We start from the raw sequence: 13,200 nt of genomic DNA, 5'->3' as shown, positions 1-13,200 counted from the left end.
ACCAGTCGGCGTACCAATCCACAAGGTGGTTATTATACCGATCAGCATCGTGCGATTTTTGTTGGCTTAGCACCTGCGTCAGATCCACGCTTTGTGGTGGCAATCTTGGTTGAAGACCCACGCCGCCAATCGTATGCAGGCCAAGTATCAGCACCCGTATTCCACCAAGTGATGAAAGAGGCACTGCGCTTATATAATGTGCCTTATGATAAGCCTTTACGGGTTTTAGCACCCTAAACTGACCGATGAATTTAGCTGATTAAGGATGTATGATGATGCCAATAAGTTTTCGTGAAGTGATCCAAAAAGCGGTGGCCACCCCCCATACTGTGGCGGCAGAACTTGGTTTGATGACACTTGAGTCTGTGTTTGCACCGATTTTGGCGTGTCAATTTGACCAATTTTGTTTGGATAGTCGTAAGATTGGTACAGATGATGGTTTTGTACTGTTAAAAAGTAGTCGTCAAGATGCTCAGACAAACCTAAATAATGCCAATCGTTATCTTATGTCGGTCAAAGACAGTGCGGCATTTGTCATCAGTGAGTTTGATTTGGTGGGACTGGATTTAGATGGCATACAAATTCCTATCGTTAGCGTGCCAAATATTCGCACCTATTTGGGTGATTTGATTGCTGCTCGCCTTCAGCTACATCATGCCGTGGCATTGCCCAAGATTATTGCGGTAACAGGTACGAATGGCAAAACCACGGTCAGTCAGCTGATCGCACAGCTTTGTCAAGCGTCTGGCATCAGCTCTGCTGTGATGGGGACGGCAGGTAATGGACGATTGGGTCAGCTGATCCAGTCCGCCAACACCACAGGCGATGTGTTATTGACACATACATTTATCCATCAAATGGCACAAGAAGGCGTACAAATGATTGCACTTGAGGCAAGCTCGCATGGGCTTGATCAGTATCGCTTACAAGGCGTACCAATTATCGGTGCTATCTATACCAATTTATCCCGAGATCATTTGGATTATCATGCTGATATGGCGTCTTATCGTGATGCCAAAGCCAAGCTTTTTGATCAATCATTGTTCCCAACACTAAGATTTGGTGTGGTGAATTTAGATGATGAGCCTGCTTTGTTTGATTATGAGGCGGCAGATTTTCAGATAATTGGATATAGCCAACAAAAGCCAAACGCTGATTTTTATGCCAAAGCAGTACGCCCAAGCCTTGATTGTGTTGAGATTGAGGTACAAACATCTCAAGGTGAGATGACGGCGATAAGTCCTTTGCTTGGGTTGTTTAATGTGGATAATTTGCTTGCCAGTATGGCGGCATTTACGGCTTTAAACCCTGCAAGGGCAGCAGATTTGCCAAATTTGATTACTCAATTACAAGGTGCAAGAGGGCGTATGCAGCGTGCGTCATCTCAGACGGGTGCTTTTATTATTGATTATGCACACACGCCCGACGCACTTAAGCAGGTCTTATCAAGCCTGCGTCGCCACTGTACAGGCCGGCTAATTGCCGTCTTTGGGTGCGGTGGTGATCGTGATCGAGGTAAACGCCCGCAGATGACCCAAGCAGGTTTGGCGTATGCAGATCAAGTGATTTTGACTGCTGATAATCCGCGTTCTGAATCGCCATCTGCCATCTTAGCAGATATGCAAAAAGGGCTGTCTTGTGAGGATCATTATAAAATCATCATCGAGCCTGATCGAAAAAATGCCATCGAATTGGCGGTTAAAACCGCAGGCAAAACTGATATCGTTGTGATTGCAGGTAAGGGGCATGAAACTTATCAAGAAATCCAAGGCGTGCGTTATGATTTTGATGATTTGGCAGTATTGGGTGAGTTTTTACAAAAATATCAAAAATAAAAAGTAATAAAAGGCAATCGCATGACAAATTCAAGTGCATATTTTTGGAACCAAGATAACCTAAAACAAGCCATACAGGGGCAGTGGCATCACAGTGATAAGGCTGAGATTGACGCCCGTCGTATTGTGACTGATACACGCCAAATCCAAGCAGGCGATGTTTTTTTGGCAATCAAAGGTGAGCGATTTGATGCGCATGATTTTATCCAAAATGCGTATCAGCAAGGTGCATCTGCGGCGATTGTTGAGCGTGTTGTTGATTGCGATATGCCACAGCTTTTGGTGGCAGATACTAAGCTTGCTTTGGGGAATTTGGGTAAGTTTCGGCGAGACGCTCACCCTGATTTGACGGTCATTGCCTTGACTGGTTCTAGTGGCAAGACGACGACCAAAGAGATGATTGGTGCTATTTTAAGTCAAATTGCACCGACGCTCATCACGCGTGGCAATTTAAATAATGATCTTGGCGTGCCGATAATGTTGCTTGAGCTGACTGATGAGCATCGTTTTTTGGTGATAGAGCTTGGGGCAAATCATTTGGGTGAGATTGCTTATACAGCGTCAATGGTGCGTCCTGATGTGGCATTGATACTAAATATCGGTACAGCGCATTTGGGTGAGTTTGGTGGTCGGGCTAATATTGCGTGTGCCAAATCAGAGATTTATTCGGCACTGACCAGTCAGGGCGTGGCAATTTTACCATTTTCAGATGACTTTTATCCAGAGCTTTTAAAGCAAGCGTCTCAATTTACAAAGCTGCATTTATCGTTTGGTGAGCGTGCCGTGCCGATTGAGCAAGCGGGGCTTGAAGCGACGGATCAAGCTATGCTTAAAGCCGAAGGTATCAGCTCGGTGCTGATGATGGGGGATTTATTTGCTGATGATATCGAAACTTTTGCCACGCACAGCACATTTACTCTAAATACCAATATTGATATTGATCAAATTGACAGCTTGCCTGTTCATCTACCGTTCATTGGTGAGCATAATGTGGCGAATGCGTTGGCGGCAGCTTCGGCGACTTTTGCACTGGGCGTACCACTTGAACAAATCGCCAAAGGGCTTCTGCGTGCGACGCCACCTAAGGGTCGTTTGATGCGTCTGTCAATGGATGGATATCACATTATTGATGATACTTATAATGCCAACCCAACTTCCATGCTCGCTGCAGCAAAAGTGCTTGAAGCTGAATTAGACACTAAGATATTGGTGCTTGGTGATATCTTTGAGTTAGGAGATGCGGCAGATGATGAGCATACCAAACTGGGGCATCAGTTGGCTTTACTTGAGATTGATCATGTATTGACTTTGGGTAATCACATGGCACACACTGCCGCTGCAATCAATGAACAAAAATCCATTGCCAGACATTATACAGATAAGCCAAGTCTTTTAAAGGATTTGCGTCAATTATTATCACATGGTTCCGCCACCGTGTTATTTAAAGGGTCTCGTGGCATGGCAATGGAGAGCCTGATTGCTGATTTGACCGCTTGTAACCATTAACAAATTAAGGATGCTTCATGTTGTATTGGCTATTACAGCAAACAGACATTGCCATCGGTTCATTGACTTTGCGGGCACTGCTTGCGGTGATTACATCGCTGCTTATTGTTATCATTGGTGGTAAGCCTGTGATTCATTATCTGCGTACCTTAAAATACGGTCAAGCCGTGCGTGATGATGGACCAAAAACTCACCTTGCCAAACAAGGCACGCCTACGATGGGCGGGGTGCTGATTTTGGTGGCGATTGGTATTGCTACCTTGGCATGGGCGGATTTAGGCAATCCTTATGTTTGGATTTTAATGGTGGTCATGGTCATTTTTGGTGCAGTTGGCTGGGCAGATGATTGGCTAAAAATCAAGCACAAAAACCCCCAAGGACTGATTGCTCGCAAAAAATATTTTTGGCTATCGGTCGGCTCGCTATTTGCTGGCTGTTCGATGTATTACATCGCCACACAGCAAGATACCAATACCATGATCGCCATGCAAGACATGCTAATCCCACTGTTTAAAGACATTGTGATTCCGTTTTCAGCGATCCCATTGGGTTTGGGATTTATTATTGCGACTTATTTTGTGTTGGCAGGCTCATCTAATGCGGTGAATCTGACAGATGGTTTGGATGGATTGGTGATTTTACCCGTAGTTTTGGTCGCAGCAGGCTTGGGCGTTTTTGCTTATATTTCTGGCTCGCCACATTTTGCTGATTATATGCATGTGCCTTATATTGCTTATAATGCTGAGGTTACCATCGTCTGTGCTGCCATGATTGGCGCAGGCTTGGGCTTTCTTTGGTATAATGCAGCACCCGCCGATGTATTTATGGGCGATGTGGGTGCATTGAGTCTTGGGGGTATGCTTGGTACCATTGCTGTGATGACTCGCCAAGAGTTGGCGTTTGCGATCATGGGCGGTATCTTTGTGGCTGAAGCGGTATCGGTGATTTTACAGGTTGGTTCTTATCGTCTGCGTAAACAACGCATTTTTTTGATGGCACCTTTACATCATCATTTTGAAGAGCTTGGACTCAAAGAAACCAAAGTAGTCGCGCGTTTTTATATTGTGTGTATTATTTTGGTGGTGCTTGGACTGATGACCTTAAAATTACGCTAAATTTGCCACCAATTCACCGATGAGCCTTGTGTCCTTTTGGTAAGTGCGTTAAGGTGAGTTTAATGGCAGATTGGTTGATAAAATTTTAAAAACTTTTAGGGAGATTGACCAAGTTGGGCTATAATAGCGAGTTCGTTTGGGTGTATTTGCTCATCGACTGTCTGAACTTTAAAGCTTTATAGGGATAACGACTATGAATGTACAAAGATGCGTCATCGGCAATTGGAAATTAAACCCAGCAACCAAGTCGGCGGCACATGAGCTGGCACAGGGCTTGAGTGGTATAGCCTGTGATGCGGTCAGGGTTGGCTGTACACCAAGTTTTACCCATGTATCGACTGTGGCAGGTGTATTGGCAGGTACACCGATTTGGGGGGGTGCTCAAGATATTTGTGCATATACCCAAAGTACGGGGGCGTATACGGGTGATGTGTCTGCTGAGCAGCTGAGTGATTTGGGCGTAGGCTTTGTCATTATTGGGCATTCTGAGCGTCGCAACTATTATCGTGAAGATCACAGCTTATTGGTTGAGAAAATGAAGCACGCATTTGCTGCAGATTTGAGCGTTGTGTTTTGTATTGGTGAGACCAAAGAGCAATATCAAGACAATCAGACCTTATCAGTACTTGATGATCAGTTATCGGTATTACAAACCTTTCGTGTGCCACGGGGCAAGCTTATCATTGCTTATGAACCTATTTGGGCGATTGGCACAGGTCTGACACCCAGCACTCAAGAAGTCATCGCAACCCATGCGCATATTAAGTCAGTCTTAGCATCGTATCACTTTGAAGGCGTCAGTGTGCTTTATGGTGGCTCGGTGAATGAGCAAAATGCTGCTGAATTTGCTCAAGCTGAAGGTGTTGATGGGGCATTGGTCGGAGGTGCTTCTTTAAAATTGGATACCTTTGCACAGATTATTGCTGCATTTGAGTCAGCATCGTAGCTTATTTTATTTTTGTATACCATACGATTGGGAAATTTATGCTTACAATTCTTTTAGCCATTCATATTATTATTGCCATTGTCATGGTGGGTTTTATTTTGATTCAACATGGTAAAGGTGCCGATGCAGGCGCATCTTTTGGCTCAGGTGCAGCAGGTACAGTTTTTGGTGCGGCAGGGTCGGCAAACTTTCTAACACGCACAACCGCAGTGCTTGCGACAATCTTTTTTGCAACAAGCCTTGCACTGGCTCACTTCGCCCAAAAACAAGCCGAAGATCAGTTACGCTTGGATGTGCCAGCCGTTGTCAGCGAGACACCGAATACCCCGCCAATTAAGTAATGATTTTGCTTGCACTTGACAGATTTTTTGGGTAGAATACTCCGATATTTTATTTTGCGATCGTGGTGGAATTGGTAGACACGCTATCTTGAGGGGGTAGTGCTTCACGGCGTGAGGGTTCAAGTCCCTCCGATCGCACCAAATTCAATTTCTGGCTTATCTTTAGGGATTTTTTGCTTGAATTAGGCATCAATCACTGCCGATAGATATGAATCACTCATAGACTTGACTGGCAGCCAGATTGCTTAGCTAAAAATTTTTAAAAATTGCTTGACATTAAAAAAATAGTCTATATAATAGGCATTCTAAATTGATGCGGGGTGGAGCAGTCTGGTAGCTCGTCGGGCTCATAACCCGAAGGTCGTTGGTTCAAATCCAGCCCCCGCTACCATTTTTAAAATCCTAAGCGTTGCCAAATTACAATCTTAGGTAGCTTAATATCTTGAATTAAGCTGTCGGCTGGTATTATGATTGCCCACCAACCTTGTGTTATGTGGGTTTTTTTATATCTAAAACAAATTCATCACTGAAATAACGCTTATCACTCATGATGGGTTATACGATGTTATAATAGTGCTTTATAGACTGTTGTGATAAGTACCGCCGTTTTGTAAATATTATTTTAGGAATTATCATTCAATCATGAAACCATCAAGCAAAATTGCTGAGCTGACCGAATTGATTGCCCCTGCGGTAGCTGCCTGCGGTGTTGATTTGTGGGGCATTGAGTTTATGCCCCAAGGTCGCAAATCATTACTGCGTATTTATATTGAATCACTGCCCGAAAATCGAGCGGCAGGCGAGCATGTGACCATTGAGGATTGTTCAGCGGTTAATCATCAGGTTTCTGGTGTATTAGATGTTCACGATCCAATTGCGGGCGAATATGTCCTAGAGGTGTCAAGTCCGGGTTTTGATCGTCCTTTATTTACGCGTGAGCAGGTAGCGGCATATGTGGGTGAGACGATCAATTTGCGATTAATCCATGCCATTGGTAGCGGTGATACGAAACGCCGCAAAGTAGTGGGTCGCTTGACCTGCGTGGGCGAGGATAGCATGACAGTGATCACCGAAGATAAGCTTGAATTTAATATTGCATTTGATAGCGTGGATAAAGCACATTTGGTGTACGAAGACTGATTTATTTGGTCTAATGCCTGTCATATGAGATTGCATGGTGAAGTGATACAATCATTGCATAAAAATTAATCAATATCAATTAACCCAAAGGATCTACAGATGAGTCGTGAAATTTTGACTGTGGTTGAGACCGTCAGTAACGAAAAAGGACTAAATCCTGAAGATATTTTTGAGGCGATTGAGCAAGCGCTTGTCGTCTCAACCAAGAAAAAAGTCTATACTGAGCAGCCTGAAGTTGCCATCCGTGTACATATTGATCGCAAAACGGGCAATTATGATACATTTCGTTATTGGACAGTGGTTGCTGATGAAGATCATGAGATGCCAGCGTGTCAGCTTGCGATCAGTGATTTGGACGAAAACGAATGGCAGATTGGTGATGTCAAAGAAGAACAAATTGAGTCGATTGAATTTGGTCGTATCGCTGCCACGCAAGCCAAACAAGTAATCATTCAAAAAATCCGTGAAGCTGAAAGAGCGTTGGTTGCCGATGCGTTTGAGTCACGCATTGGTGATTTAATCAGTGGTGAAATTAAAAAACAAAGCCGTGATGCTTATATTGTGGATTTGGGTGAAGGCGGTGAAGGTTATTTGGCAAAAGATCAGACATTGCCGCGTGAGACATTGCGTGTCAAAAGCCGAGTTTCTGCCATCTTATCTCAGGTCAATCGTGATGGTCGTAGCCCACAGCTGATGTTGTCACGGACCAGCAATGAGATGCTGATTGCTTTGATGAATAAAGAAGTGCCAGAGATTAGTGAGCAGATTATTGAGATTCGTGATGTGGCTCGCTTACCTGGTTTACGCGCTAAAATTTCGGTAAAAACCAATGATCACCGTATTGATCCTGTGGGTGCGTGTATTGGTATGCGTGGTACGCGTATTCAAGCTGTACAACAGGAGCTAGATGGTGAACGCATTGATGTGATTGTTTGGAATGAAGATCCAGCACAATATATCATCAGTGCGCTTGAGCCTGCTGATGTCATTGGTCTTGTGCTTGATGAAGATGCTAAAACTGCTGAAGTGATTTTTGCAACGAATGATCAATTAGCCCGTGCCATTGGATCTCAAGGTCAAAATGTTCGCTTGGCTTCTGAATTAACTGGCTACAAGCTGAACATGATTTTGGAGTCTGAATACAGCGAGCGCCAAGCTTCTGAAAATCAAGCAGTGATTGACCTATTTTATGAACGCTTGGAGCTTGATCGTGATTTGGCTGAAGTGTTGGCGGAAGTGGGTTTTGCCGATATTGAAACTGTGGCGTATGCACCAGTAGAGGAATTCTATGAAATTGATGGCTTAGATGATGAAACCATTACTGCCATCCAAGAGCGTGCCAAAGAAGTCATCATCAGTGATGAAATTGCCAAGCAGCAAAATATCAAAGAGCCAAGTGCCGAGCTTTTGGCTTTAGAAGACATGACGCCAGCAATCGCTTACAAATTGGCCGAGCGTGATATCATTACGCTGGATGATTTGGCAGAGCAAGCCATTTTTGATATCGAAGATATCGAGGGCTTGAACAGCCAAAGTGCTGGAAAATTCATTATGGCAGCACGCCAATCATGGTTCGAATAATCATGAGTGTAGCGGTCGTAGGCGTACAGCAATGAGCGTACAGCCATTAAAATAACTTTGCCAAGCCTAAAGGTTTGGCAGACAATACATAAGTGGGCAGTGTTTGGCAGTTGTGCCAAGCCCACTTGCCAAACCAAAACAATTAGGTGATATGAATGGCAAAAACAGTTAAACAACTTGCACAAACTTCAAAAACAACAACCGAAACCATCCTAAAACAACTTGCCGATGCTGGTCTACCAAGTCGTGGCGAAAATGATCTTGTTACCGATAGCGAGCAAGATAAACTGGTGGCTTTTTTAAAGCAAAGCCATGGTGAAAAACCCAAATCTCGCATCAGTTTAAAATCCAAAACTACCTCAACCGCTCAAGTGACAGGCACATCAGGTAAGGCAAAAACGGTCAATGTCGTGCGTACCAAAAAAGTCGTCTATGACAAACCAGATCCAGCTAAGATTGAAGCGAAAATCGCAGCCCAAGCTAAGGCTGCCGAAGAAGCACGCCTAAAAGCTGCCGAAGAAAAACAAGCTGCCGAACGCAGCAAAAAAGAAGCAGCCGAGCGTCAAGCGGCAACCTTGGCTGCGATGCGTGCAAGCAGTGAGCCTGTAAAAAATCATGAGGTTAATGCGACGGTTGTCGTCAAAAAGATAAAAAATCCAGAAGACGCCAAGCCTGCTGATAAAGCAGAAAAAACCGATAAGAAAAAACCTGCCAAACCCATCAAAAAAGAATCGGCAACTGACAAAAAAGCGCGTGAAGCTCGTGAAGCAGAAGAAGAGCGTTTGCGTCAGATGGAGGCAGAAACACGCCGTAAAGCTGCCGAAGAAGCTCAAAAACGCACACTTGAGCAGATGAAACAAATGGCGTCTCGCTATAGCGATGCTGATGACGGTGCGACTGCCGCTATTGTTCGTACCAAAGACGATGCACCGTTGGCTGATGGCTTGGTGGGTGCTGCGCTTGAAGAATCATTTGAAAAAGAGCGTCGTGAAATTAAACGAGGTGCAACAGGCACTGCTGGCAAAGGCGGTAAAAAAAGCCGCAAAGGTCAGCAAGAAGAGCGTGAAATGAAAACCCGTGCAAAGGGCTTAAAATCATCTCAAGCCAATAAACATAAATTTGAAATGCCTGTTGAAAAAATCGTCCATAATGTTGAGGTTGGTGAAAATATCGTTTTATCCGATTTGGCACAAAAAATGGCGGTTAAGGTGCGTGAAGTCATCAAATCACTGATGAAGATGGGTGAGATGGTGCGTGAGTCAGACAGTATCGATCAAATGACCGCTGCACTTGTCATCGAAGAATTTGGCCATAACTTTGTACCGATCAGCGATACCCAGCTAGAAGATGATTTACAAGTCGCTGTTGATGAAAAATCAGGTAATGTCCAAACACGCCCACCTGTAGTAACCATCATGGGTCATGTTGACCATGGTAAGACATCGCTTTTGGATAAAATCCGCACTACTAAAGTTGCAAGCGGCGAAGCAGGCGGTATTACTCAGCATATCGGTGCATATCATGTAACAACAGATCGTGGTCTAATTACCTTTTTAGATACCCCAGGCCATGCTGCTTTTACCGCCATGCGTTCTCGAGGGGCTCAAGCAACAGATATCGTGGTGCTTGTGGTTGCTGCTGATGACGGCATGATGCCACAAACCGAAGAGGCCATCGATCATGCTCGTGCTGCAGGGACACCGCTCATTGTTGCGATTAACAAGATGGATAAAGATACCGCCGATCCAGATCGTGTGATTAATGAGTTGTCCGTCAAAGAAGTCATTCCAGAAGAGTGGGGTGGCGATACTCCTATGGTTAAAGTCTCTGCCAAATCGGGTATGGGTATTGATGAGCTTTTGGAGGTTATTAGTATCCAAGCAGAACTGATGGAGCTTGAGGCACCGATTGATGGTGCTGCCCAAGGTGTGGTGATTGAATCACGCTTGGATAAAGGACGAGGTGCTGTGGCAAGCTTATTGGTTAAGCGAGGTACATTAAATCAAGGTGATTTGGTTTTGGCAGGCGAATACTATGGTAAGGTTCGTGCCATGACTGATGAAAATGGTCAACGCATCAAAACCGCAGGCCCATCAATTCCTGTTGAGATTTTGGGTCTACCAGAAGCACCCGCAGCAGGCAGTGAATTTTTAGTGGTATCTGATGAGAAAAAAGCCCGTGAAGTTGCTGATTTTCGGGCAGCACGGGAGCGTGAACGCACGCTTGATCGTCAAAATAAAATGCGACTTGATACCTTATTTGAAAGTATGGGATCGGCAGAAGTTGCAACTTTGAATATCATCTTAAAAACAGATGTCCGTGGTTCACTAGAAGCGTTATTAAATGCATTAGACGAACTTTCAACTGATGAAGTTAAAGTGCGTGTGATCAGCTCAGGCGTTGGTGCGATTACCGAATCTGATGTCATCTTGGCAGAATCAAGTGAAGCGGTATTGCTTGGCTTTAATGTCCGTGCTGATAATGCAGGTAAACGCAAGGCAGATGAAGCGGGCATAGATATTCGTTATTATAGCGTTATCTACGGTCTTATTGATGATGTCAAAGCAGCAATGAGTGGCATGCTTGCACCAGAGCATCGTGAGCAGATTTTAGGTATCGCTGAGGTTCGTGATGTCTTCCGCTCAAGTAAATTTGGCGCAGCCGCAGGCTGTATGGTTCAAGAAGGTACTATTTATCGCAATAAGCCAATCCGAGTCTTGCGTGATGACAAAGTCATCTTTACAGGCCATTTACAATCTTTGCGTCGCTACAAAGACGATGTCAATGAGGTAAAAGCAGGTATGGAATGCGGTCTTGCGGTCAAGGGCTATGAGGTTGCCGTGGGTGATAAGATTGAGGTCTTTGAGATCCATGAAGTGAAACGAGAGCTATAATGGTGATGATGGCGTTTGGGTATATTGTTTAAAATCATGCAAATGATACGCCCAAAAGTTAGTATTTAGTCACTCCATTTAATTATTGATTTTATTTAATAAATTTTAATTAAATTTTTAATAAATTATTGGTCTGATCGTTCAAAAAGATTGGTGTTGATACACCAATCTTTTTTAATTGATATGATATGCCGTTGTATGAGTGAAACAAACTTTTATCTGATAAATCTACCAAATGAATCATTTGGCATAATCTAAGTCATCATTTTGAATCACTAAATTTTCACCTTCTTGTATATCCAGCACTTCTTTTTGTAGCTTGGTGGTAAAAACATGCTCACGCTGAATGGTTTGGGTGTTTAGGTGAATATCTTCAATGGCGTGAGCTGTTTTTGTGACCGTCGCAGTCTCACAATACAACAACATCTCAATTGGTGTATCTGGTGTTAATGAACACACCTGACCGTTGATGGTAATTTTGGCGTGTGTGGCTTTTGTGTTGTCAATAATATTAACCAAGTCATCATCATTTGACAACTGTTCATGAGTTGCCAAAGAGGCATCATCTTGTTGATAGGTGATGACAAGATGTTCTTCAGTTAAGGTGATGGGAATATTAACGGTGCGTGTGTGTATCTTTTTGGATAAAATCACCTTACCTGTATTAACACGCTGTTTTTGAACTTCGGCCCTTTCTTCCAAAAGCTCTAAGGTTTGAGTATCATCAATTGTATGCGGTGTTTTCATTGTCTTATTTCCTTAAAATTTTAGGTCTTTAAAAATTTCTTTGAGATTTGGTTTGGATTAATCAAACCCAGCTTTTCAGTATTGATTAAATTTAAAAAAAGCCAGAGCATTGCCCTGACTTTTTGGATGCTTGACTGATGCGATTTACTCATTCAAGTCAAAGTTTAGGTTAGGTCAGATTATAGACCACGAGCACGGCGTACTTCATCAGCGGTAATGCCTTCATAGTTGACCACATTGCCATTTTTATCAACCACATTGCCTAAATCATCCACATTAAGCTCTTCACGCTGAATGGTTTCTAAAATGGTTTCTGTACGAGTTTCTGAAGTTTTGCCTAAGGTGACCTCTTCGGTGACATAAGTTTGTTTGGTAACATTGGCTCGCTCAGCTTCTAGCTCAACGCTGATGGTGTCTGCACCCGAATCATTAATACGGCGATCTGTTGGGCGATCTACAGCGGTACGCTCAATGTGAGCATGCTCTTCTTCTAAATCCACTTCCATACGGCGTTCTTCGGTAACCACATACTTACCAAGGCTAACAATGCCTGCTACGATATGGTCTTTATTGACTGTTAAGCGTTCTTCTAACAATTCTAGCGTATTTGGAGCATGATAATGGCTTTCATCTAACTCAAGACGGCTTTCTGCAGGCAGTGTCTCTGCTGCATAAAATTCACGGTCTTTGTTATATTGTTCTTCATAGGTATAGCTATAATTTTGATCATAGCCTTCCATTGCTTCTACTTGCTCTTTGGTCAGACTGTCAAAATATACCTCATCGCCAACAATGCAAGACAAGCCTGCTGGAACCAAAACCTCTTTTGAGAAGAACCAACCACCAGCATCAACCACTAGGTAGCGAATCTTACCTGTGTCTACCTCGACCAATACATCTTGTACTTTACCAAGTTTTTCTTGACCGATGCCATAAGCAGTTTTGCCAATTGGGTTATAATAGTCATTTCCCAATGCTTCACGGTTGGTAGCTTCAATGTCATACAATCGTACTAACTTACTCACCATACTTCTCCCTTTGTTTTGTTGATCTGATTGATAGATCAATCAGGATTTCTAATCTTTTTATATACCG

Annotated in this window: 11 protein-coding genes and 2 tRNA genes; 11 read left to right on the top strand and 2 right to left on the bottom strand. The window is 43.5% G+C overall.

The window, feature by feature from the left end; all coding sequences use genetic code 11:
- The 11 genes from HMPREF2573_RS09665 to infB form a co-directional block, all read left to right on the top strand.
- On the top strand, positions 1-237 hold a 237-nt coding region (locus HMPREF2573_RS09665; RefSeq protein WP_255360641.1), incomplete at its 5' end, for a penicillin-binding transpeptidase domain-containing protein.
- 35 nt (positions 238-272) lie between these two features.
- The gene (locus tag HMPREF2573_RS08585) at positions 273-1,835 is read left to right on the top strand and encodes a UDP-N-acetylmuramoyl-L-alanyl-D-glutamate--2,6-diaminopimelate ligase (RefSeq protein WP_003657306.1); all 1,563 of its coding nucleotides are present in this window, start codon (positions 273-275) and stop codon (positions 1,833-1,835) included.
- Between the two features lie 21 nt (positions 1,836-1,856).
- A complete protein-coding gene (gene murF / locus HMPREF2573_RS08580; RefSeq protein WP_070473198.1) occupies positions 1,857-3,341 on the top strand; it encodes a UDP-N-acetylmuramoyl-tripeptide--D-alanyl-D-alanine ligase in 1,485 nt (494 codons plus the stop codon).
- A gap of 17 nt (positions 3,342-3,358) precedes the next feature.
- Positions 3,359-4,456 (top strand): phospho-N-acetylmuramoyl-pentapeptide-transferase, encoded by a 1,098-nt coding sequence (gene mraY, locus HMPREF2573_RS08575; RefSeq protein ID WP_003657308.1) that lies wholly within the window; start codon positions 3,359-3,361, stop codon positions 4,454-4,456.
- 193 nt (positions 4,457-4,649) lie between these two features.
- Positions 4,650-5,402, top strand: a complete 753-nt coding sequence (gene tpiA / locus HMPREF2573_RS08570) for a triose-phosphate isomerase (protein ID WP_070473195.1) — start codon at positions 4,650-4,652, stop codon at positions 5,400-5,402.
- A gap of 38 nt (positions 5,403-5,440) precedes the next feature.
- A complete protein-coding gene (gene secG / locus HMPREF2573_RS08565; RefSeq protein ID WP_003657310.1) occupies positions 5,441-5,743 on the top strand; it encodes a preprotein translocase subunit SecG in 303 nt (100 codons plus the stop codon).
- A gap of 56 nt (positions 5,744-5,799) precedes the next feature.
- Positions 5,800-5,884 (top strand) — tRNA-Leu (locus tag HMPREF2573_RS08560).
- A 173-nt stretch (positions 5,885-6,057) separates the two neighbouring features.
- Positions 6,058-6,134, top strand: a tRNA-Met gene (locus tag HMPREF2573_RS08555).
- Positions 6,135-6,385: 251 nt separating this feature from the next.
- The gene (gene rimP, locus HMPREF2573_RS08550) at positions 6,386-6,883 is read left to right on the top strand and encodes a ribosome maturation factor RimP (RefSeq protein ID WP_003657311.1); all 498 of its coding nucleotides are present in this window, start codon (positions 6,386-6,388) and stop codon (positions 6,881-6,883) included.
- Positions 6,884-6,982: 99 nt separating this feature from the next.
- Entirely contained in the window at positions 6,983-8,464 is a 1,482-nt protein-coding gene (gene nusA / locus HMPREF2573_RS08545) for a transcription termination factor NusA (RefSeq protein WP_003657312.1), read from the top strand.
- A 155-nt stretch (positions 8,465-8,619) separates the two neighbouring features.
- Positions 8,620-11,358 (top strand): translation initiation factor IF-2, encoded by a 2,739-nt coding sequence (infB, locus tag HMPREF2573_RS08540; RefSeq protein ID WP_003657313.1) that lies wholly within the window; start codon positions 8,620-8,622, stop codon positions 11,356-11,358.
- A 240-nt stretch (positions 11,359-11,598) separates the two neighbouring features.
- On the opposite strand, the gene HMPREF2573_RS08535 is transcribed toward infB, so the two are convergent.
- A complete protein-coding gene (locus HMPREF2573_RS08535) occupies positions 11,599-12,105 on the bottom strand; it encodes a YsnF/AvaK domain-containing protein (protein WP_003657315.1) in 507 nt (168 codons plus the stop codon).
- A gap of 179 nt (positions 12,106-12,284) precedes the next feature.
- The gene (locus tag HMPREF2573_RS08530) at positions 12,285-13,133 is read right to left on the bottom strand and encodes a DUF2382 domain-containing protein (RefSeq protein ID WP_083297501.1); all 849 of its coding nucleotides are present in this window, start codon (positions 13,131-13,133) and stop codon (positions 12,285-12,287) included.
- Positions 13,134-13,200 lie beyond the last annotated feature (67 nt).

This window comes from Moraxella sp. HMSC061H09 (assembly GCF_001809255.1).
In the GTDB taxonomy this organism is placed as follows: Bacteria; Pseudomonadota; Gammaproteobacteria; order Pseudomonadales; family Moraxellaceae; genus Moraxella; species Moraxella catarrhalis.
Note: the sequence above shows the minus strand (reverse complement) of the source record. Positions and strands in the feature narration are given on the sequence as shown.